Source organism: Streptomyces sp. NPDC006208 (assembly GCF_040613775.1).
GTDB lineage: Bacteria > Actinomycetota > Actinomycetes > Streptomycetales > Streptomycetaceae > Streptomyces.
This window is the reverse complement of sequence record NZ_JBEXSW010000011.1, coordinates 57,000-77,302: the sequence shown is the minus strand read 5'-3', so window position 1 is coordinate 77,302 and position 20,303 is coordinate 57,000. Positions and strand designations below refer to the sequence as shown.

The window sequence follows — 20,303 nt, the reverse complement described above, 5'->3', positions numbered from 1 at the left end:
ATTGCCGTCTGCGCGAAGCGTCGCCCGGACGGCTTACCCTCACTTCCATGACCCGTCCCGCCGGCCCGCACCGCCCCGTGGGCGCCGTGACCCGGGGGACGACCAACCCCAACCGGCTGCGCCGCATGGACCGCTGGATCGCCGCCACCCACGCGATCGCGCTGCGCCGCAACACCGCCGCGCCTGTCGCCGTCGACCTCGGCTACGGGGCGGCCCCCTGGACCGCCGTCGAACTGCTGCAGCGCCTGCGCACGGCCGACGCGCGCTGCGAGGTCGTCGGCATCGAGATCGACCCTGCCAGGGTCGCGGCCGCGAAGCCGTACGAGCGCGACGGACTGACGTTCCGCCACGGCGGGTTCGAGATCCCGCTCGCCCGGCGCCCGGAGCTCATCCGGGCGGCCAACGTGCTGCGCCAGTACGACGAGGACGAGGTCGCCGCCGTGTGGGCCCGGTTGTGCGGCCGGCTGGCGCCGGGCGGACTGCTGGTGGAGGGCACCTGCGACGAGATCGGGCGGCGGCACGTATGGGTGGCGCTGGGGCCCGAAGGGCCGCGGACCGTGACCTTCGCGACCCGGCTCGGGTCGCTCGAGCGTCCCTCCGATCTGGCGGAACGGCTCCCCAAGGCGCTCATCCACCGCAACGTGCCGGGCGAGCCGGTGCACGCCTTTCTGCGGGACTTCGACCGGGCGTGGGCGGCAGCGGCGCCGTTCGCCCCGCTGGGCGCGCGGCAGCGCTGGATCCGGGCCGTCGGTGATCTGGCGGGCAGTTGGCCGCTGGTGGACGACCGACGGCGGTGGCGGCAGGGTGAAGTCACCGTTGAATGGACGGCCCTCGCACCCACCTTCGGGTGAACGTCGCACGCACCGGCCGGGTACGGGAACGCGAGCGGTGCGCCGTTCGTCACTGTCGGGTGGGGAAGGTCGGGGGATCGGCAGGCGGCCCGTGGGTGGGGATGATCGACGGGACTGATCTGCCGGCCGGCCCTGCGGCGGCATCCGGGATGCGACGCATCCGGGGTGACGTGCGATCAACCCCGCGTTTGGCCCTGTCACTTTTGCGGATGCCGTGACACCATCACGGACGTCACGGACAAGTTACTGACGGTAAATCACATTCACGTGATCGGTGTTCGCCCGGAGGGGGAGTCGTGAACCGACGCCACGTTGCCACTGCCGCCGTCACCTTGGTGTGCGCACTGACCGTGTTGGCGTCCGGCGGCCCGGCCTTCGCGGCCCCCGAGCCACCGCCGAGCGCCCCGGCCTCCGTGACCGAGCCGGGAGCACCCGCGCCGCCGGAGCGCACCCTCGAAGAGGTGCGCCAGGAGATCGAGGCGCTGTACCGCAAGGCGGCGTCGGCGACCGACGCGTACAACCTCGCCGAGGAGCAGGCCGCCGAGCAGTCGGCCGAAATCGTGAAGCTGGCCCAGGAGATGGCCAGGGGGCAGGCCCGCATCGACGACATCAAGAACAGGGTGGGGGCGGCTGCCCGCGCCCAGTACCGCGGCGGCGGCCTGCCGCCCGAGGCGCAACTGGTCCTCGTCGACGATCCGCAGCTGTTCATCGACGGAATCGGCCGGATACAGCAAGGACAGAAGGCGACCAACGACCTGCTGACCGAACTGACCCGGACACAGGCCGACTTGGCGACGTACACCAAGGACGCCAGCACCCAGTGGCAGAAGCTCGAGGCCAACCGCCGCAAGCAGGAGAAGGCCAAGAAGGAGATCAAGGAGAAGATCGCCGCGGCCAAGAAGCTCGAGGACAGGCTGGAGAAGGAGGAGCTCGCGCGGCTCCTCGAGATGGAGCGCCAGGTTCAGTACGACGCACAGGCGGCCTGGCTGGGCTCGGGCGTACTGAAGGAGATCAACGGCCGCGCGAGCGTGCAGGGCAAGGAGGCCATCGCCTTCGCGACCAGGCAGATCGGCAAACCGTACGAGTGGGGCGCCGAGGGCCCCGGTTCGTACGACTGTTCCGGGCTCACCTCACAGGCGTGGCTGGCTGCCGGGCGGGCCATTCCGCGTACCTCGCAGGAGCAGTGGCGTCTGCTGCCCCGTGTCCAGATCAGGGACATGCGCCCCGGTGACCTGATCATCTACCACTCGGACGCCAGCCATGTGGGGATGTACATCGGGGACGGCGCGATAGTGCATGCACCGCGGCCGGGCCGGAATGTGACGGTCGCGGGCGCGGGTTCCATGGCGATCCTCGGGGTCGTACGCCCCGACAAGTGACGCGGCGCCGGCCCCTGGAAGGCCGGCGCGCGCCGGGTGATGTGCGCCATGCCGGGTGACTTTGCCATGCGGTGCGCACCGCGCTCCGGTGACATGGCACATGCGGCGCTGTCGTCGACGCCCGGGCCAAGTGACGTGCGCCACGCGGGATATTACGTGACAAACGGGACGATCGGCGTGATGTTCGTCATGGCTTGAGTGCCAACTACCTCCCCATGCGCGGCATATGCCATCCGCTCTTCTCTGATCGCCATTCCGTTCGGCCACCGCATACCGCTATGGTCCCCGTCTGGCGGGACGTCGATCGTCGACCTGCCGCGCCCTCGGGGGGAGGGAAGGAAAGCAGACCCATGCCCGTACCCGTACCGCGACAGAGGAACGTTCCCGTCGCGGAGACCGCCCCTCGCGGTATCGGCGGCGACCTCACCCTGCTGGTCATCGAGGACGACCCGGCGGGCACCTTCAGCGTCCCCGGACTGCTCGACGCGTCCGGAAGCCGGATCCGTATCCGCACCGCCCGCAATCTCACCGAGGCGGAGCGGCTGCTCACCGACGACGTGCACTGCGTACTCGTCGACCTCGCACTGCCCTCCCGCCCCCAGGACGACGAGCTGGGCGCCCTCAAGCACGTCCTGCGTCTCGCACCCCGGCACGCCGTGCTGGCCCTGACCGCGTCCGGCGACGCCGAGCTGGCCGCCGAGGCGGTACGGGTCGGCGCCCAGGACCACCTGGTGCGCGAAGAGCTCGACGGCCGACTGCTGAGCCGGGCCGTGCGGTACGCGGTGGAGCGCAAGCGCGCCGACGTCACCCAGGTGAAGCTGGCCGAGTCCCGGCTGCGCGCCCAGGAGAACGCGCGGCTGGAGCGTGGCCTGCTGCCCACTCCCCTGCTCGAGGGCTCCGATCTGCGCTTCGCCGCGCGCTACCGCCCCGGGCGCTCACGCGCGCTGCTCGGCGGCGACTTCTACGACACCGTCCGCACCCCGGACGGCACGGTCCACGCCATGATCGGCGACGTCTGCGGGCACGGCCCGGACGAGGCGGCGCTCGGGGTGGAACTGCGGATCGCCTGGCGCGCACTGACCTTCGCGGGCCTGTGCGGCGACGAACTGCTCTCCACCCTCCAGCGGGTGCTGGAGCACGAGCGTGAGAGCGAGGAGATCTTCGCGACGCTGTGCACCGTGGACATAGCGCCGGACGGCCGGCGGGCCGGGCTGTGCCTCGCCGGCCATCCGGCCCCGCTGATCGCCCGGAAGGGGCGGGATGCGCAGCTGCTCCCGTACGAAGACGGGGGCCCGGCGCTCGGCCTGCTGCCGCGCGCCCGCTGGCCGCGCCGCCAGGTGGAGCTTGGGGCGTCGTGGAGCCTGATGATGTACACGGACGGCCTGATCGAGGGCCGTCAGGGGCCGGACACCAAACAGCGCCTCGGCCAGGACGGCATGGTCCGGATGATCAACCGCCAGCTGGCGGCGGGTCTGGACGGCGAGGCGCTGCTGGAGGCGGCGGTCGGCGAGGTACGCGATCTGAACGGCGGAGACCTGACCGACGACGTGGCGGTCCTGCTGCTGAGCCGGAACGGCCGCGGCTGACCGGCGCCGGTTACCGTCCGCCGTTGTAGGGACCGTACGGACCGTCGCTGCTGGAGCCGCCGCGGCGGCGGCCACCGCCGGACACCTGCTGCAGCGCCGGCCGTACGTCCACGAAGAAAACGATGCTCGCGATCAGGCCGGCGATCGACAGGAACAGCACGGAGACGAAGAGGTTCACCGCGACCGTGACGCCGAGGATGATCAGCCAGAAGGACTTGGTCTGCTTGCCGGAGGCGCGATAGGCGTCCTCCCGGGCCATGGCCGCCATGACCAGTGCGGTCACCGAGCTGACGACGAAGACCAGGTCGAGGATGAGCCACAGGCCGAGATCGAATCCCGTGCGCAACATGCTGAGCACCGCCTAAGGAGTGGTTGGTGTCGCCTCGCGGCCAAGGTACCCCCGAGGGTGCCCCGGACGCGATGAGTGGTGCGGTGGAGCCGCGGAGCGAGCGGTGTGCCGGGCGCCGGCATACCGCCGCGCGCCCGGCACATCCTCCTCGGTCACCCGTCGGTCACTTGCCGGCCGGCGGGGTGGTCTTCTTGGCGGCCTGCTTGCGGGGGGCGGGCTTGCGGGCCGGAGCAGCCTTCTTGTCCTCGGCCGCGGCCTGCGCCGGGACCTCGGCCTGGCTCTTCGCGTCGCCCTTCGCCCCGGCCTTGGCCTGCGGCTCCGGCTCGACGGCGACGGCGATCTCCGTGAGCTCCTCGGCGGCCTCGCCGCGCCAGGCCCGCACGGTCTGCTCGCCGTGCTCGGCGACCTTCTCGTACGTCTCACGGGCCTTGACGGCGTACTCGGCGGCCACGCCCACGCCGCGCAGCGCGAGGTCCTGGGCGGTCTCGCCGAGCTTCTTCAGGTCGGTGTCGAGGCTCCCCAGCACTTCGGTGACCTTGGCCTGGACGGTGGCCTGCGCCTCCTTGGCCTGGGCCGTCACCTTCTCCTGCACCACCTTGGGGTCGGTGTTGCGCACGGCGTCGAAGCGGGTCGGGGCCTCGGCCTTGAGCTGCTCGATCAGCGCGGGCACCTTCTTGGCCTGCTGAACGGCGAGATCGGCGGTGCCGGCCGCGAAGTAGAGGGGGGTCGGGTCGGTGAGGGTCTTGCGCAGGTCATCGGTGATGGCCATGACTGTGGTCCTCCCGGAACGCAGATCAGTGTGAGGGTGTGTGGTCCTGCTCGGCATCGCTCGCGCCGGCCGTGCGGGGGCCGTCAGCGGAGGTGTCCTTGGTCGTGTCCGTATCGAATCCGTTCTCCTTGCGGAAGGACTCGTAGATCTGCAGCAGTACCTGCTTCTGCCGCTCGTTGATGGAGGGGTCGGCAAGGATGACGGCACGCGTCTCCAGCTGGTCCCGCTCCTGCTCGTCGAGAATCCCGGCCCGCACGTACAGCGTCTCGGCGGAGATGCGCAGCGCCTTGGCGACCTGCTGGAGCACCTCCGCGCTCGGCTTGCGCAGCCCGCGCTCGATCTGGCTCAGATACGGATTGGACACCCCGGCGGCGTCGGCGAGCTGCCGCAGCGAGAGCTGCGCGCTGCGCCGCTGCTCGCGGAGGTACTCACCGAGATTGCCGACGTTGAGTGATGCCATGGTGCGATGATGCCCCGCCCTTGCTAACTATTGCAAGCACCTGCTTGCAATAGTGTCGCAGGCAACACCCGTCCGGCCGTATATCCGGCTGGGGGTGGCCCGGGGTGCGAACAGGGGGGACGAAAAGTCACTGGCTTCGCGCTCCGTCCAGCGGTGAGACTTCCGGCGTGGCACTTCACGAGAATGAGATCCCGGTCGACGAGTCGCTGGTCCGGTCGCTGCTGAAGGCACAGCGTCCGGAGTGGGCGGACCTGCCGTTGTCGCCCGCAGGCGCGGGCACGGACAACACCATGTACCGGCTGGGCGATGACCTGCTCGTGCGACTTCCACGAACCGCCGGCAACGGACAGGCCGTGCGGAAGGAGCAGGAATGGCTTCCTCGCCTGGCACCGCTCCTTGCATGTCCGATTCCCGAGCCCGTCCACGCCGGGACGCCCACCGACGCCTTCCCCCTCGTCTGGTCGGTCCACCGCTGGATCGACGGTGACGAAGCCGGTCCGGACACCGTCCGGGACTGGGCCGCCTTCGGAGCCGACCTTGCGGCGGTCGTGCGGGGCCTCCACGGCATCGACCTCATGGGAGCGACTCGCGCGGATGACCTCAGCTGGTACCGCGGAGGCAGCCTGCAGGCATGTGATCAGTGGATCAGCACGTGTCTTGAAGAGTGCCGAAGCACCGTGGGTCCGGAGCTCGACATCGAGACTCTGGAACGGTTGTGGCGAGCCGCGCTGGCGCTGCCTGAGCCTTCCGGACCTCACGTGTGGCTCCACGGCGACCTCAAGCCCACCAACCTCTTGGTCCGGGAGGGCAAGCTCCGCGCGGTCATCGACTTCGGAGGCCTCTCGGTCGGCTTTCCCGACGCCGAGCACTCCACGGTCTGGGACCTGCCGTCCCAGGCACGTCAGGCCTACTGGGACACCTTGGACCTCGACGAGGTGACGTGGACCCGCGCCCGCGCCTGGGCGATCGCGGTGGCCGTCAGTGGAATCTCCTACTACTGGCACACCTTCCCCGCCTTCGTCGCCGAATGCCGAGCACGACTTCAGTCGATCCTCACCGACGCCGCTGCGCGTTGAGTGCCCTCCCCGGTCCGGGGAGGGCGGCAATACGGCGCTGCGGGCGCAGGCCGGGCTTCGGTACCTTCTCGAAGACCGTTCAGCCGCTCGCGGACCGGCTCGCGGGCGAACCCGTGGCCCTCACCGCACAGCGCCGGTGCCGCGGAGGGCGCTCGTAGAAGGACAAGTCCGCCCGGTCCGGCCCGCGTTCATCCGACGCTCAGCGCCCCCTTCAGGAAGTCCCGTTCGGCCGTGAGCAGCACGTCCGCCGCCCCCTCACCCGCCACCATGTGACCAACCCCGGGCAGGAGCAGCACCCGGTGCGGCCGGCCCGCCGCCAGGAGTGCGGCCGAGAGGCGCAGGGTGTGGGCCGGGAACACGTTGTCGTCCGCCAGGCCGTGGACCAGCAGCAGCGGGCGCGTCAAGTCGCCGGCGTGCGCAAGCAGCGAGCTGCGCTCGTACGCCTCGGGCTGGACGTCCGGGTGGCCGAGGAAGCGCTCCTCCCAGTACGTGTCGTACAGCCGCCGGTCGGTCGGCGGTGCGCCCGCGACCGCCGCGTGGAAGACATCGGGGCGGTGCAGCACCGCGCCCGCCGCCAGGTAGCCGCTGAACGACCAGCCCCGGATGGCCACACGGTCCAGGTCAAGGGCGTCGTGGCGTTCGGCCGCGGCGTGCAGGGCGGCTACCTGGTCCGCCAGGACGGGGCTCAGGCGGTCACCGAGGATCTCCCGCTGCCACTGCACCCCGCGTCCGGGCGTACCGCGCCCGTCCGTGGCGAGCACGGCGAAGCCCTGTTCGGCGTACCACTGGCAGACGGCCGTCCACCAGCCCCGTGCCTTCGTGACGACCTGCATGCCGGGGCCGCCGTACGGGCTGAGCAGCACCGGCAGCCGTGCCTGGCAGCCGGGTTCGTACCAGGACGGGAGGTGGAGGCGGCTGCGCAACTCCCTTCTCCCGAGTGCCAGATGGATCGGACGGGGCAGGACCAGGGGTTCCTCGGCGAGAACCGCGATCCGGTCGGCGGGACTCCCGTCGCGCAGGACGGTCACCTGCTGCCCGGCTGCCTCCGTCCTGCTGTCGAGGACGATCGTGTCGCCCCCGGCGGCCGCAGTGTGCACCCCGGGCTCCTGCGTCAGGCGGACGAACCCGGCGCCTGGTTCGTACGACCAGACATGGACCTCCGTCGGCTCGTCGTTCGCCGTGAACAGCACCCGCTCGCCCACCACGCCGAGCACCTCGCGCACCTGCAGTCCCTCCGGGCTGATGGTGTCCCCGACACGGATCGCCCGCGCGTCGCCGCGCACGCAGGGCATGACCGACGTTCCTGATGCGGTGTGCCGGGGCGTGCCCTTGGGGAACTCCACCCAGCCCTCGTCGGTCTGCTCGGACAGCAGCTCGACCGCGCCGGTCGCCGGGTCGACGGCAAGGATCCACACCGTGCGCTGGTCACGCGTCTGCACGCTGACGACCGGGCCTGCGCTCCCCCAGTCGGCGGTGACGACGTACTCGAAGGCCGGGCCGTTCCAGATCCCCCGCGGCGCGCCGGACTCGGGTGCCGCGCGGGGCAACCGGACGGGCAGGCGCTCACCCTGGACGGTGACGAGGAACAGCGAGGTTTCCGCGTTGGCCGTGCCGGCCGCCGGGTACGGGACCGGTCGCGGTGGCCGGTCCGGGTGCGCCGGATCGGCGACGTACCAGCGCCGGACCATCGACGTGTCGACGCGTGCCACGAGCAGCGCGGTGCCGTCCGGCGCCCACCAGTAGCCCCGCGACCGCCCGATGGACGTGCGCGCGACATGATCGGCAGCCCCGTATGTCACATCGGGGGCCTCCGGCTCCGCCAGCGGCCGGTCCCCCGTCCCGTCGGTCCGGACGACGCGGAGCGCACCGCCGGCGACGTACGCGATGCGGCTGCCGTCCGGGCTGGGCCGCGGATCGGTGACCGGGCCTGCGGCGGTGGGGAGCCGGCGCGGAGCGCCGCCGTCCGTCCGTACGGTCCACAGCTCGCCGTCGCGGGCGTAGGCAACCACGCGGACGTCGCGGTCACTCGCGTACGCGGCGACCGGCTCGGCCAGGATGCTTTCCCGGCCGGGTCCGTGCTCGTACAGCCACAGCAGGCTTCGGGCATCGGTACCGGAGGCGGTCCGCACGAACAACACCCGGTCGCCGTCCGGGGAGACGGTGAACTGCCCCGGGGCGCCGAGCGAGAAACGGCGGGTCCGGGCGAACTGGCTCGGGAATCCGTTGATGTCCATGGCCACATGAGACCCCTTACACGTGCGTCAGAGGCAAGTCGCGCCGGCCCGAACTCCCGGGAACCGCCCGCCTGAAGCTGTCACGTCCACCGTCGTTCCCGAGGCCATGCCCCGTGTCCTCGGACGCTGCGCGGGCGGCCGGGGCGGCGGTCATACGCCGTCCATGAGCTCCGGCGGCAGCGGCCGTGCGTGCAGGACCTCCAGGCGGGACACCGCACGGGTGAGCACGACATACAGCCGGTGGAGCCCACGCTCCTCCGCCTGCACCACAGCGGCCGGTTCGGCGACGACGACATGGTCGTACTCCAGGCCCTTGGCCGCCGTCGCCGGCAGCACGGTGACCCTGGCCCCGGGCGAGAGATCTCCCGGTGGCACCGTGGGCACGCCCGCCGTCGCCAGCGCGGCGCGCAGCCGGTCGGCGTCCGGCTCCGCGGCGATCACGCCGATCGAGCCCTCCCGGGACAGTGCCGCCCGGACCGCGTCGACCGTCGCCGCCTCCAGGTCGTCCACCGCGCGGATCGACAACTCTCCGTCCCTGCGCAGGGAACGCGCTGCCGGGACGTCCACGTCCAGCGCGCCGACGAGCCGGCTTGCGAGGTCCACCATCGCCGCCGGGACCCGGAATCCCGTGGTGAGCGGGATCACGGCGGCGCCCGCCTTGCCGAGGTGAGCCAGTTGCTCCGGCCAACTGCGCGCAGACCAGGGCGTGGTGCCCTGGGCCAGATCGCCGAGTACGGTCAGCGAGCCGAAGCCGGCACGGCGGGCGATCGCGCGGCACTGCATCGGGGACAGGTCCTGCGCCTCGTCAACGACGATGTGGCCGTATCCGGTGGGGCGTTCGATCAGACCCGCCAGCTCGTCGAGGAGGACGAGATCGGCCGCCGACCACCGCGCGCTCCGGTAGGACCGTGGCGGCTTCGCCCATCGGATCGCGTCCTGCTCATCCGCCGCCAGCAGCTGATCGCCGGGGTCGGTGAGCAGCGCGGCCAGTACCTCTTCCGGCTGGACCTTCGGCCATACGGCATCGATGCAGGCGGACACCGCACGCGCCCTGCCCACTTTCTGTACCCAGGTGCTGCTCATCGGTCCGGCGCGTCGTTCCGCCTGGCGCTGGATGGCGCGGGCCACCCTCGTCCGGACGCGTTCGCGGCCGACGGCGTACGGCACAGCCTCGGCCCGCACCTCGTCGACGATCCGCTCCAGCTCGCCGAGCGGGACGCGCCAGCGGTACGGGCCGTCGGGCACGACGACCGGTTCGGTGGGCGGCACGAGCCGCGCGTACAGGGCGCGGCGCAGCACGGCAGCCATCCGCACATCGTGCTTGACCGCGGCGGCGGCCTTGTCGTCGCAGGCCCGCACCTCGTGCCGCGCGATCTCGTCCTCGACCGTCGCCTGGCGGATGTCGGTCTCGCCGAGGGCGGGCAGCACTTCGCAGATGTACCTGAGGAAGGTCCGGTTGGGGCCGAGGATCAGGAGCCCGCTGCGCCGGATGCGGTGCGGGTGGGTGTAGAGGAGATACGCGGCCCGGTGGAGGCCGACCGCGGTCTTGCCGGTGCCGGGTGCGCCCTGGACGCAGACGGTGTCGGCGAGTGCGGCGCGTACGAGATCGTCCTGTTCGGGCTGGATGGTGGCCGCGATGTCACGCATCGGGCCGACGCGCGGGCGGGCGATCTCACCGGCAACGAGTGCGGCGACGTCGTTCGCGCCGCCGTTCGTCCGCTCCGCGCCCAGATACTCGTCCTCGAAACTCGTCAGATCCTCCGCGTCGCCCTGGCTGAACGGGGCCCAGCCGAACCGGCGCCGTACGGCAACTCCCAGCGGATTGCGGGCGCTCGCCTGGTAGAAGGCGCGGGACACGGGAGCCCGCCAGTCGATCACGAGCGGCGGTGCCGCTGGGTGCACGGAGATACGTCGGCGGCCGATGTGGTGGCTCTGCCCGTCCTCGTGGTCGAGCCGGCCGAAGAAGAGCGGACTCCTCGGTTCCTCGCGCAGCTCCTTGGCGTGGCTGCGCAGGTGATGGCCGAGGACTTCGGCGTCCGCACCCGAGGCGGAGACATCGGCGCCGGTGGCGACCTGGTGGTCTGCTCCGTCGACCATGGCGGTCAGAGCCGTGCGGCAGGTGTCGTGGAAGGTGCGTTCCTTGCGGAGCGCAGCGCCGAGCCGGCCGGTGAGCGCATTGTCGAGTGCCGTCATTCCGACAAGACTAACGAATAACGTGACCGAGTTACATTTTTAACCGAGACAACCCTGCCGCAGCTGCGCAAACGCCAGGTTCGCCGCCTCCACCGCTTCCTCGGCCACCTGGTCGGCGCCCTCCCCTGCCGCGATCCGCCGCCAGTTCTCCTCGGCCAGGATGCGCTGGACGGCAACGATCTGCCCGGCCGCAAGCTGCGCCCCGAGCCCCGTGTCCACCCCCGCCTCGCGCAGCGCCTGCGCCAGCGCCCTCTCCGACCGGCCCTGATACGCATACATTCGCGCCACCAGACTCGGTGTCCCGTACAGCAGCCGGTGGTAGGCGAGCACGCCCTCGTGGTCATTGAGACCGGTCACCGGATCGCGCCGCGCGAGCCCGTCGAGGAAGTGCTGATGCAGGGCGTCGAGCGGCGAGGCACCGGCGGGGCGGCCGGCCACCACACGGGCCGCCTCGTCCTCATGGTCGGCGAACCGGTGCAGCACCAGGTCTTCCTTGGCAGGGAAGTACCGGAAGAGCGTCGGCTTGGAGACGTCCGCCGCCGCCGCCACCTCGGCCACGGAGACCCCGTCGAAACCCTTCTCCAGGAAGAGCTCGATCGCGGCGTCGGAGATCGCCTGGTACGTCAGTCTCTTCTTGCGCTCCCGCAGCCCCTGCTCACCGCTCATGACCACGAGCCTACGCACGCACCCCTTCGGGCCTTGACCTCAACCGCGCTTGACGTTTCAGACTCCTCGTACGACATCAGACGTACACGAGCGAGGGGAGCCACCATGCGCGTGGCACAGGTGACGCGGTTCGGCGGTCCCGAGGTGCTGGTTCCGGCCGAGGTGCCGGACCCCGTGGCCGGGCCCGGAGAGGTGGTCGTCCGCGTGTCCGACGTCGACACGATCTTCGTGGAGACGCAGGTACGGGCCGGGGCTTTCGGCGAGCACTTCCCGGTCAAGGCTCCGTACGTACCGGGCGGCGGTGTCGCCGGGCAGGTGAATGCCGTCGGCGAGGGCGTCGACCCGGGGTGGGTCGGGCGGCGGGTCGTCACGGCGCTCGGCTTCACCGGCGGCTACGCCGAGCAGGCCGTGGCCCGGGCCGCCAAGCTGGTGCCCGTGCCGGACGGGCTCGGGCTGCGCGACGCCGTGGCTCTCGTGCACGACGGGGTCACCGCGGCCGCGCTGCTGGAGAGCACCGGTCTCGCGGCGGGCGAACGGCTGCTGCTGCTCGGCGCGTCGGGCGGCATGGGCACGCTGCTCGTACAGCTGGCCAGGTCCGTCGGCGCGCATGTCGTCGCCGTCGCGCGCGGCGAACGCAAGACCCTGCTGGTACGGGAGTTGGGCGCGGACACCGTCGTGGACGCGGCCAGGCCGGACTGGGTCGCACAGGCCCGCGCGGCGCTGGGGGCGGCCGGCGCCGATGTGGTCCTCGACGGGGTCGGCGGCGAGGTGGGACTTGCGGCCTTCCCGCTGGCCGCGGACGGCGGGCGCTTCTCTGCGCACGGAGCGCCCACCGGCGGCTTCGCCCCCGTGGACCCTGCCGAGGCGACGCGGCGCGGGATCAAGCTCGTCGGTATCGAGGACGTACAGCTGCCGGACGACACCTATGTCCGCCTGGCCGCGAAGGCCCTGGCCGAGGCGGCCGCCGGGCGCCTGCGTCCGGTGATCGGCGGGACCTTTCCGCTGGAGCGGGCGGCGGACGCCCATCGCGCGATCGAGTCCCGCGAACTGCTGGGCAAGGTCCTGCTCACAATCTGAGCGCCCGGCTCACGGCCCGAACCTCCCCCTCGCCGCCCGAGCATCCGGCCCACGGCCTGAATGCTCGGGCCCGAGCATCCGGCTTTCCCGCTGACGACCGGACGCCCCGATCACGACCCGGATGACCGGTCGCGCCTGCGGACCAGCACCTCGATCCCGTCCAGCACCCGCTCCAGCCCGAACCGGAACTCGTGGTCGGGCTCGTCCGGCTCGTACATCACGTTCGACTCCAGCAGCCGGGCGAGCGCCGGATAGTGGTCCGGATCGGCCAGCCGCTCCAGCGTGTTGGCGTACCGGGCCAGGACCTTCTCGGCCGACTCCCCGCTCTTGGCGATCGCGGCGCCCAGATCCGCCATCATCGCCGCCTCGTTGCGGACGAAGCCGGAGACCAGCATGATCACCGAGATCTTCTCGCCTTCGTCGAGGCCGGTGTCCGCGAGCGCCGCGAGGCCACGGTCCCACCACGCCACCGTGTGGGGTGTGGCCGGCGGGCCCGAGATCGGGATGCGCAGCATCCACAGGTTCCGGTGGATGACCTCGCGCTGTGCCCATGCCCAGGCCTCGAGCGCCTCCCGCCAGCCCGTGCCGGGTGCGGGGGGTGCGGGCGGCAGGCCCGTGACGGCCTCCTGCATCAGGATGTAGAGCTCGTCCTTCGCTGCGACGTACCGGTACAGCGACATCGTCGAGACGCCGAGCTCCTTGGCGACCCGGCCCATGGAGACCGCGGCGAGCCCTTCCGCCGACGCGACGGCGACCGCGGCGTCCACGATGCGGTCCACGCCGATCCCCGGCTTGGGGCCTTTCGCCGGGCGATCGCGCAGACCCCAGGCGGCCTCGATGGCGGCGGGCAGCCCGGTGCCGCCGCCCTTGCCCCTACCGGCACCGCCGTCGCCGCTGCCCGTCATCGCCGCTGCCTCCGCCTCCACCGTGCCTGCTTGACGCACATCCTAGTAATGCGTAACCCTTACGCAGTAGCGCGTATGGCATACGCAGTAGACGGGGAAGGGTGTGACAGCCATGACGGAGCGACCTCCACCGGCCATCGAGGCCGAGGGCCTGTGCAAGACCTACGGCAAGGTGACCGTGCTCGACGGCATCGATCTGCGCGTCGAGCGCGGCAGCGTCTTCTCGCTGCTGGGGCCCAACGGCGCGGGCAAGACGACGACCGTACGGATCCTCAGCACACTCACCACCGCCGACGCCGGGCGCGCCCGTGTCGCCGGGTACGACGTGGCTGCGGAGCGTTCCAGGGTGCGCCGCGCCATCAGCCTCACCGGTCAGTTCACGGCGGTCGACGAGAAGCAGACCGGCGAGGAGAACCTGCGCATGATGGCCCGGCTCACCGGCCTGTCCCGCGCACACGCCCGCCGCCGCGCCGCCGAGCTGCTGGAACGCTTCGGCCTCGGCGACGCCGCCCGCCGCCAGGCCGGGACGTACTCCGGAGGCATGCGCCGTCGGCTCGACCTCGCCGCCGGCCTGGTCGGCGAGCCCGAGGTCGTCTTCCTGGACGAGCCGACGAGCGGGCTCGACCCTCGCAGCCGCCAGGAGCTGTGGCAGGTGGTGCGCGATCTGTCCACGCGGGGCGCGACCGTCTTCCTGACCACCCAGTACCTGGAGGAGGCGGACCGGCTGGCGGACCGGATCGCGCTGGTCGACGGCGGCCGGATCGTGGCCGACGGGACGGCCGCCGGGCTCAAGGCTCGTGTCGCGGGCCACCGCCTGGACGTCGTCCTCGGCGACGCGGCGGCGTACCGGCGCCTGGAATCACGTGCCGTCCACCACGACCCCGAGACCCTCACGCTGGGCCTGCCGACGGACGGCAGCGCGGCCCAGGTGCGCTCGCTGCTCGACGAGGTCGACCCACAGCGGCAGGACGTGGTGCGTTTCTCCCTGCACACGGCGACCCTCGACGACGTGTTCCTGACCCTGACCCGTACCACCGGCGCCAAGGAGCCCGTCCATGTCTGACGTGCTGACCCCTGCCGTCAACGCACTGACCATGACCGGACGCTGCATCCGGCTGAGCCGCCGCAACGTCGACTCCCTCATCACCTCGTTGATGCTGCCGCTGATGCTGATGCTGGTCTTCATCTACTTCTTCGGCGGTGCGATCAACACCGGTACGGAGTACGTCACTTACGTCCTCCCCGGCATCCTCGTGCTGTGCGCCGCGTTCGGCTCGTCCGCGACCGCGGTACGGGTCAGCGAGGACATGAAGGACGGCATCATCGACCGCTTCCGCTCCCTGGACATCGGCGGCGCGTCGATCCTCGCGGGCCATGTGGCGGCCAGCACCGTACGCAATCTGCTGTCGACCGTGCTCGTTCTCGGCGTCGGCCTGCTCATCGGCTTCCGCCCCTCGGCCTCCGCGGCCGGCTGGCTCGCGGCCGCGGGCATCCTGCTGGTCTTCCTGGTGGCGATCTCATGGCTGTCTGCGGCGGTCGGCCTGCTCGCCAGAACCCCTGACGCGGCGGGCGGTTTCACCTTCTTCATGATGTTCCTGCCCTACCCGAGCAGCGCGTTCGTGCCGATCCACACGATGCCCACCTGGCTCCACGGCTTCGCCGACAACCAGCCGGTCACACCTTTGATCGAGTCCCTCCGCGGCCTGCTGCACGGCACGCCGGTGGGCTCGTCGCCGTGGGTGGCGCTGGCTTGGTGCGGGGGGATCCTGGCCGTGGCGATGGGGGTGTCGGGGGTGCTGTTCCGGGTGCGTACGGCGTGAGTGCACACCCCGGGCTCAGGCCGCCGGCGCCCTGAGCCAGTTCGTGTACGCCGAGACCACCTGCGCCAGGGTCGGCACGCTCTCCGGCTTGAGGGGTCCGGCGGCCGCGGCCAGCGCCCGCCAGACCCTCCAGGCCGCGCGCGGCAGCAGCCGCCAGTTCGGATCGTCGCGCGGGCCCAGGGCCTCCGCCGCCCGGATGACATCGGTGAAGACGGACTGGGTGCGCTTGTAGGCGAGCAGGTGCGGCAGATCCTGCCGCCACGCCCGAGCGGCTCCAGGGCGGGCGGCCTCCACCGCTTGCGCCCACAACGCGCCGATCCGGTCGGCGTCGCGCTGCGTGTAGCGCATGAGATGCAGATGCGTGGCCAGCTCGTAGAGCGGGTCGCCGATCATGGCGAGTTCCCAGTCGATGGTCCACAGATCACCGTCCTCGGCGGCGATGAAGTTGCTGCGGTGCAGATCGCCGTGGACCAGTGTGTAGGGACGGCACGTCAGCCGCCCGGCGGGGCCTCTGAGCGCGTCCAGCGCCGATCTTCGGACGCCGAGCGCCTTGAAGAGCGCGCCGTACCGCCGGACATGACGGTCGTGGACGTCCTCGGCCGTGAAGTCGATCAGCCGGTTCAGGAACGCCGCCGAGTCGCCGTCGGCCGCCGGGTGACCGCCCGGCGCGCAGGTACGCACCAGGCGGTCCAGCTCGTCCGTCCTGATGGCGACCACTTCCTGGAAGAGCTGCGCCAGCTGCGACTCGTGACGGGAGGAGAGAGTACGGCCGGGCAGCGGCCCGGCGCCCAGGGACCTGCCCTCGACGAAACCCTGCAGAAAGACGTCCGGCACGACCTCGACCGTCTCCGGGATCCGGGCGATCCGGCCCTGGAGCGCGATCAGCAGGCGGTCCTCGGAGTCGAAACACCGCCGGTCGAACCAGAGCACACCGGGGCGGGGGGCACGCAGCTTGCCGCGTGCCCAACGGGCACTCAGCGGATTCTCCGGTGGCAGCGGGAAGGCATAGGCCTCGTGGTGATAGCCCTTGAGGGGACCCTCCACTTCCCGGGCATCCACGCTCAGCTCCCCGGCCTGCCGGCGAGTCACTGATGGCGTCTCGACTGTCATCGCTGGTGCCCTTGGTGTTCCGATCAGGGGTGATCTGAGGAAAATTACCCTTCCGGCGAGTGCTCCGGGGGGAGCTTCACGGCGATGTCACCTCACCGGGGACGATCCGCCCTGCTCTGTGTAGCCAGTACTCCTCGACATACGCCTCAAACGGGGTACGTCACTCAACCCGGTCCGGGCGCATTCACAGAAGGTACATCCACGTGACAACTCACGTAAGTTGGCCGAGGAGTCCGGCCAACTCACGTTGCCTGGGCTCTGCTCGGTGTGCCGTCGAACGGCAGATCCGGATCGAGTCCGTCGAGCATCGGTACCAGCTCCGACATCGTCGGGACGACCTCGATCGCTCCCGCGGCACGGAGAACGGGATCCTTCGAGGCGGTACGCCCGAACCCGAGGAAAGGGACGGCCAGTTTCTCGGCCGCCTCGCCGTCCGCCGCCGAGTCCCCGATCATCAGAGCCTCGGCTGCCGTCGCCCCGGTCGACCTCAGCGCCCGCGTCAGGCAGTACGGGTTCGGCTTCATGAGGGCCGGATTCGGCATGCGGCCGTGGATGCGCCCGTGGAAGAGATGCGTGAGGTCCCAGAGGTCGAGATAGTTCCGGACCGCGCGCTCGGAGTTGTTCGTCGTGATGGCGAGGAGGTAGCCGCGTGCCTCGAGTCCGCGTATGAGCAGGTCCGCTCCCTCGGTCGGCCGGGCGGTCCGCGTCGCGAGCACCTCGAGTTCGGTGAGCCGCTGCTCCATCTCCCGCACCAGGTCACGGTCCGGGTTCTGCTCGGCCGTGGCCCTCAACAGCGCCAGCGGATCGTCCTCGGCCCCCTCAGCCACGCTCACCTCACCGGGGACGTTGCGCTTGATCCAGCCCCGGAGCTCGGCGGCGACCCGCGGTGCGGGATGGCCGTGGAAGAGATCGCAGACCGGCCCGTCGAAATCGAGGAGAATGCACTTGGCGGCCCTGAAGAGCCGGGGCACAACGTGTCCGTGCGAGCCAGTCACATCGCTCCGTCCGTCGGGGGCAGAGGCCGGACTTCCCGGAGCCCTCACCTCCATAGTGCCCGCAACAGCCTTGACCGGCCGGTTGGTTGACGAGGTTCCGCAGCACCTGCCCGAGCGGCAGGCGGTCAGCCGTCGGGAGCTATGTCGGTCGCGAGCGTCTCCCAGAGGCTGTTGAACCACGCCTGCGACTGCGCCACGAAGGCTTCGTCCCGCCGCGCCCCGTGCTTCTCGAAGGCGAAGAGCACCGAGTCGCTGCCGAGCGCGTCGAAGATCGGCGACGGGGTGCCACCGATCCGCTCCGTGCGCCGCTTCACGTTGTAGTACGCGAACAGCGCCTCCGTGCCGTTCAGCAGATACAGCTTGGTGAGCGGGGTGAAGGGCAGCGACCTCAGTGTCACGTCGACGTCGATTCCGCGGGTGGTCAGAGCCTGGAGGCTGAGCTGCAGCGCGCTGCCGTGGGCGTTGCGCCGCGACAGCCAGTGCTCGTGCACGGCGTCCTGGTCGACGGACTCCTCCGCCGGCCGGGGGAACGCGACATTCAGGTCGCGCGCCGGTACGAGCACCCGGACGTGGACGGACTGCGGGCAGATCCGGCCCGTGTGCACGAGCCGCAGCGGCTCGGCGAGCGCCAGCGTGAGGGACTCCGCGGTCAGACAGATGGCGTCGATGTGCACACGGCGCGCTTCGAACGCCTCCATGATCCGCGGCCCCAGGGCAGCGGCCGTCTGCCGGGGCTCCTCCAGGGCCGAGTCCGCCGCGGACGGCACGACGACCCGGGCCGGGGCCCCTTTGCCGCCTGCCGTGAGCAGACCGTCGCCCCGCAGCAGATCCAGGGCCTGCCGGATCGCGCGCCGCTCGACGTGGAACTCCTGGGCCAGGTGCTCCTGCGTCGGCATCCGCTCGCCGGCCTTCAGGACCCCGCTGCGGATGCGCTCGGCAAGGACAGCGGCCACCTCGGCGGGTGAGGGCGCGTCGGTTCCGCTACCGCCTGCTCCATGGTGCTCATCGGTCACACCAACACGCTACAACTTTCGACCTTTTAAAGGGAGTTACCTGCAAGTCGTTTATCTATCTCACTCAAGTGGGGACAACTTCTATGAAGTTGGCAACCAACTTGGCCAACTTGGTGCGACGTTCCAACTCCCCGTCGCTCGTTCTCCCTGCTCGCCCGTCCATCGTCGTACGGGTGCCGCGCGCGGATCCATCCGCAATCCCTGTGCCGCTCCACTCCCCACCATGAGGAGGGATCGCCGTGCCCCTGATCACTCTTGTCATCGAGCAGTACGTGCAATGGCGGTTCGGCGTGCCCGCCGCGCTGGGACTCGCCCTGCTGACCCTCGGCCTGAAGGCCGAGAACGCCACCATCGCCGGTATCGGAGGCGTCCTGCTGGTGGCCCCCGTCGTGGCACCCACCGGTTCCTGAGCCGTCAGCGGCTCGGGAACCACCAGCCGTCCACCACGCAACCGGCCGCTGCACGCGAGCAGTTCAGCAGCGGCCGGCCCTCAGAAGACGTCCGGGCACCAAGGCCGCCGCGCCGTCCGGAACAGCCCCTCCGCCACCGCCGCCGCTCCGGCACGGCCCTCCTCGATGCGTCCGAGCGCCGCCAGACGTAGCGCGGACGCGTCACCCAGGTAGAGCGCGCCCAACTCCCGTACGTCCAACGTCAGGTCCGCCGGCTCGGCAGAGGGCACGCATGTCGCCCCCGACGGGGCTGCGTCCAGTCGGAAGCGGCCCGAGGCCAGACCCGCGGCGTCCTGGACGTCCAGGACCAGCGACGCGGACGTCGCGTACGTACGTGCCTCAAGGGCCCGTACGACATCCAGGATCCGCAGCCACAGGAAGTCCGCCTGCGTCACCACCCGCGCCGCGCGCGGGTCCGGCAGCAGGTCGGGAAGCAGGTCGTCGAGGGCCCGGAAGCCCGACCTCACCGTCGTGACCCAGTCCACCGAGCACACGAACTCCCACAGGGCCCGTTCGGCCGCCGGGGTCAGGGCGATCAGATCGCCTACCGAGGCCGTGTTCAGCGGCTGCTTCCCGTCGCCCCACTTGTCGTCCGCCGTATAGGCGACCAGCCCGTCGATCTCGCCGGCCGCCGAGCGGTGCACCGCGTAGAAGGGCTCCCGCCAGGACCCGTCGAACTGGCCGGCCTGGCCGGTCCTGACCTGCCACCAGCGCTCGTCGCGGCTGACCGCGCCGTGCTGCTGGGCCGCGAACCGACGGTGCAGTTCGGGTCCTGCCTTGCGTACGTCCGTGCCGTCGACCAGGTCGATACGGCCGCCGTCGGCCGGGCCCGACCAGCGCGGGTCAAGGCCGGTGCGCGGGACATCGACGGCCCACTCGGCCGTCGAGGCGGCCGGACCGAAGCCGTACCGCCCGTAGATCGGGTACTCGGCGGCGATCAGCGTGGCGACCACATCGCCCCGCTCCTTCGCCTCGGCGAGCTCGGCGGTCATCAGCCGGCTGAGCAGGCCGCGGCGCCGGTGCGTCGGCGAGACGGTGACATTCGTGACCGCGGCGGCCGGCAGCGCCGCCCCGCCGACCGTGGTGATCTCCTGGGCGAAGGAACGGAACGTCGCCACGCACCGCCCCGCGTCGAACGCGCCCCGGACGCGGCCGAAATCCATGGCGGCCCTGCGGTCGGCGACCTCCTCGTCCGCGATCAGTGGCGGGCGCAGGAACCCGGTGGCCAGAGCCCGGAGCCAGTCGGGGAATTCGGACTCGGTGATCAGACGGGTTTCGACACTCATGTGCCCCACGCTAGGTGGCGCCCCGAGGCGGCCGCACCCGGATTTCCGCAGGAGCGGACTTCCCGCGAACACGGTCCGCACCCGC

At 71.2% G+C, this 20,303-nt stretch carries 19 protein-coding genes; 8 read left to right on the top strand and 11 right to left on the bottom strand.

Annotated elements, in window-relative coordinates:
• Positions 1–47: 47 nt before the first annotated feature.
• From ABZ208_RS11270 to ABZ208_RS11260, 3 genes are all read left to right on the top strand, one after another.
• On the top strand, positions 48–851 hold the full coding sequence (locus ABZ208_RS11270; protein ID WP_356909244.1) for a class I SAM-dependent methyltransferase: 804 nt from the start codon (positions 48–50) through the stop codon (positions 849–851).
• Positions 852–1,147: 296 nt separating this feature from the next.
• The gene (locus tag ABZ208_RS11265; protein ID WP_356909243.1) at positions 1,148–2,230 is read left to right on the top strand and encodes an NlpC/P60 family protein; all 1,083 of its coding nucleotides are present in this window, start codon (positions 1,148–1,150) and stop codon (positions 2,228–2,230) included.
• 350 nt (positions 2,231–2,580) lie between these two features.
• Positions 2,581–3,816, top strand: coding sequence for a SpoIIE family protein phosphatase (locus ABZ208_RS11260; RefSeq protein ID WP_356909242.1), 1,236 nt, complete (start codon positions 2,581–2,583; stop codon positions 3,814–3,816).
• Positions 3,817–3,826: 10 nt separating this feature from the next.
• Here the strand turns inward: ABZ208_RS11260 and ABZ208_RS11255 are convergent, their stop codons facing one another.
• The 3 genes from ABZ208_RS11255 to ABZ208_RS11245 all read right to left on the bottom strand — a co-directional run bounded on the left by ABZ208_RS11255 (position 3,827) and on the right by ABZ208_RS11245 (position 5,394).
• Complete coding sequence (locus tag ABZ208_RS11255) at positions 3,827–4,165, bottom strand: DUF2516 family protein (RefSeq protein ID WP_356909241.1); 339 nt, start codon at positions 4,163–4,165, stop codon at positions 3,827–3,829.
• Positions 4,166–4,328: 163 nt separating this feature from the next.
• Positions 4,329–4,934, bottom strand: a complete 606-nt coding sequence (locus tag ABZ208_RS11250) for a hypothetical protein (protein WP_356909240.1) — start codon at positions 4,932–4,934, stop codon at positions 4,329–4,331.
• Between the two features lie 25 nt (positions 4,935–4,959).
• Positions 4,960–5,394, bottom strand: coding sequence for a helix-turn-helix transcriptional regulator (locus ABZ208_RS11245; protein ID WP_356909239.1), 435 nt, complete (start codon positions 5,392–5,394; stop codon positions 4,960–4,962).
• A gap of 167 nt (positions 5,395–5,561) precedes the next feature.
• Here ABZ208_RS11245 and ABZ208_RS11240 point away from each other — a divergent pair, with 167 nt between their 5' ends.
• Positions 5,562–6,470 (top strand): aminoglycoside phosphotransferase family protein, encoded by a 909-nt coding sequence (locus ABZ208_RS11240; protein ID WP_356909238.1) that lies wholly within the window; start codon positions 5,562–5,564, stop codon positions 6,468–6,470.
• A gap of 188 nt (positions 6,471–6,658) precedes the next feature.
• Here the strand turns inward: ABZ208_RS11240 and ABZ208_RS11235 are convergent, their stop codons facing one another.
• The 3 genes from ABZ208_RS11235 to ABZ208_RS11225 all read right to left on the bottom strand — a co-directional run bounded on the left by ABZ208_RS11235 (position 6,659) and on the right by ABZ208_RS11225 (position 11,563).
• Entirely contained in the window at positions 6,659–8,704 is a 2,046-nt protein-coding gene (locus ABZ208_RS11235) for a prolyl oligopeptidase family serine peptidase (protein ID WP_356909237.1), read from the bottom strand.
• Between the two features lie 150 nt (positions 8,705–8,854).
• On the bottom strand, positions 8,855–10,897 hold the full coding sequence (locus tag ABZ208_RS11230; protein ID WP_356909236.1) for an AAA family ATPase: 2,043 nt from the start codon (positions 10,895–10,897) through the stop codon (positions 8,855–8,857).
• 39 nt (positions 10,898–10,936) lie between these two features.
• Complete coding sequence (locus tag ABZ208_RS11225; protein WP_356909235.1) at positions 10,937–11,563, bottom strand: TetR family transcriptional regulator; 627 nt, start codon at positions 11,561–11,563, stop codon at positions 10,937–10,939.
• Between the two features lie 105 nt (positions 11,564–11,668).
• On the opposite strand from ABZ208_RS11225, the gene ABZ208_RS11220 reads away from it, so the two are divergent.
• Positions 11,669–12,640 (top strand): zinc-binding dehydrogenase, encoded by a 972-nt coding sequence (locus tag ABZ208_RS11220; protein WP_356909234.1) that lies wholly within the window; start codon positions 11,669–11,671, stop codon positions 12,638–12,640.
• Between the two features lie 110 nt (positions 12,641–12,750).
• Here ABZ208_RS11220 and ABZ208_RS11215 read toward each other — a convergent pair whose 3' ends face one another.
• Positions 12,751–13,545 carry a TetR/AcrR family transcriptional regulator C-terminal domain-containing protein gene (locus ABZ208_RS11215; RefSeq protein ID WP_356909328.1) on the bottom strand — a complete coding sequence of 265 codons (795 nt, stop codon included), beginning with the start codon at positions 13,543–13,545 and terminating at the stop codon, positions 12,751–12,753.
• Between the two features lie 112 nt (positions 13,546–13,657).
• On the opposite strand from ABZ208_RS11215, the gene ABZ208_RS11210 reads away from it, so the two are divergent.
• Together ABZ208_RS11210 and ABZ208_RS11205 are read left to right on the top strand one after the other, a co-directional pair.
• Entirely contained in the window at positions 13,658–14,608 is a 951-nt protein-coding gene (locus tag ABZ208_RS11210; protein WP_356909233.1) for an ATP-binding cassette domain-containing protein, read from the top strand.
• Positions 14,601–15,365 carry an ABC transporter permease gene (locus ABZ208_RS11205; RefSeq protein ID WP_356909232.1) on the top strand — a complete coding sequence of 255 codons (765 nt, stop codon included), beginning with the start codon at positions 14,601–14,603 and terminating at the stop codon, positions 15,363–15,365. The genes ABZ208_RS11210 and ABZ208_RS11205 overlap by 8 nt, the downstream gene beginning before the upstream one ends.
• Positions 15,366–15,380: 15 nt before the next feature.
• Here the strand turns inward: ABZ208_RS11205 and ABZ208_RS11200 are convergent, their stop codons facing one another.
• The 3 genes from ABZ208_RS11200 to ABZ208_RS11190 form a co-directional block, all read right to left on the bottom strand.
• The gene (locus tag ABZ208_RS11200) at positions 15,381–16,424 is read right to left on the bottom strand and encodes a phosphotransferase (RefSeq protein ID WP_356909231.1); all 1,044 of its coding nucleotides are present in this window, start codon (positions 16,422–16,424) and stop codon (positions 15,381–15,383) included.
• A gap of 293 nt (positions 16,425–16,717) precedes the next feature.
• Positions 16,718–17,446, bottom strand: coding sequence for an HAD hydrolase-like protein (locus ABZ208_RS11195; RefSeq protein ID WP_356909230.1), 729 nt, complete (start codon positions 17,444–17,446; stop codon positions 16,718–16,720).
• A 149-nt stretch (positions 17,447–17,595) separates the two neighbouring features.
• Positions 17,596–18,483, bottom strand: coding sequence for a GntR family transcriptional regulator (locus ABZ208_RS11190; RefSeq protein WP_356909229.1), 888 nt, complete (start codon positions 18,481–18,483; stop codon positions 17,596–17,598).
• A gap of 239 nt (positions 18,484–18,722) precedes the next feature.
• On the opposite strand from ABZ208_RS11190, the gene ABZ208_RS11185 reads away from it, so the two are divergent.
• Positions 18,723–18,893 carry a hypothetical protein gene (locus ABZ208_RS11185; protein ID WP_328399105.1) on the top strand — a complete coding sequence of 57 codons (171 nt, stop codon included), beginning with the start codon at positions 18,723–18,725 and terminating at the stop codon, positions 18,891–18,893.
• 80 nt (positions 18,894–18,973) lie between these two features.
• Here ABZ208_RS11185 and ABZ208_RS11180 read toward each other — a convergent pair whose 3' ends face one another.
• Positions 18,974–20,218, bottom strand: coding sequence for a GNAT family N-acetyltransferase (locus tag ABZ208_RS11180; protein WP_356909228.1), 1,245 nt, complete (start codon positions 20,216–20,218; stop codon positions 18,974–18,976).
• Between the last annotated feature and the right edge of the window lie 85 nt (positions 20,219–20,303).

Bases quoted from the DNA above. Each gene is read 5' to 3' on its own strand.
- ABZ208_RS11270 (WP_356909244.1), top strand. From the start codon at position 48: ATGACCCGTCCCGCCGGCCCGCACCGCCCCGTGGGCGCCGTGACCCGG.
- ABZ208_RS11260 (WP_356909242.1), top strand. From the start codon at position 2,581: ATGCCCGTACCCGTACCGCGACAGAGGAACGTTCCCGTCGCGGAGACC.
- ABZ208_RS11255 (WP_356909241.1), bottom strand. From the start codon at position 4,165: ATGTTGCGCACGGGATTCGATCTCGGCCTGTGGCTCATCCTCGACCTG.
- ABZ208_RS11250 (WP_356909240.1), bottom strand. From the start codon at position 4,934: ATGGCCATCACCGATGACCTGCGCAAGACCCTCACCGACCCGACCCCC.
- ABZ208_RS11245 (WP_356909239.1), bottom strand. From the start codon at position 5,394: ATGGCATCACTCAACGTCGGCAATCTCGGTGAGTACCTCCGCGAGCAG.
- ABZ208_RS11235 (WP_356909237.1), bottom strand. From the start codon at position 8,704: ATGGACATCAACGGATTCCCGAGCCAGTTCGCCCGGACCCGCCGTTTC.
- ABZ208_RS11230 (WP_356909236.1), bottom strand. From the start codon at position 10,897: ATGACGGCACTCGACAATGCGCTCACCGGCCGGCTCGGCGCTGCGCTC.
- ABZ208_RS11225 (WP_356909235.1), bottom strand. From the start codon at position 11,563: ATGAGCGGTGAGCAGGGGCTGCGGGAGCGCAAGAAGAGACTGACGTAC.
- ABZ208_RS11220 (WP_356909234.1), top strand. From the start codon at position 11,669: ATGCGCGTGGCACAGGTGACGCGGTTCGGCGGTCCCGAGGTGCTGGTT.
- ABZ208_RS11215 (WP_356909328.1), bottom strand. From the start codon at position 13,545: ATGACGGGCAGCGGCGACGGCGGTGCCGGTAGGGGCAAGGGCGGCGGC.
- ABZ208_RS11210 (WP_356909233.1), top strand. From the start codon at position 13,658: ATGACGGAGCGACCTCCACCGGCCATCGAGGCCGAGGGCCTGTGCAAG.
- ABZ208_RS11205 (WP_356909232.1), top strand. From the start codon at position 14,601: ATGTCTGACGTGCTGACCCCTGCCGTCAACGCACTGACCATGACCGGA.
- ABZ208_RS11180 (WP_356909228.1), bottom strand. From the start codon at position 20,218: ATGAGTGTCGAAACCCGTCTGATCACCGAGTCCGAATTCCCCGACTGG.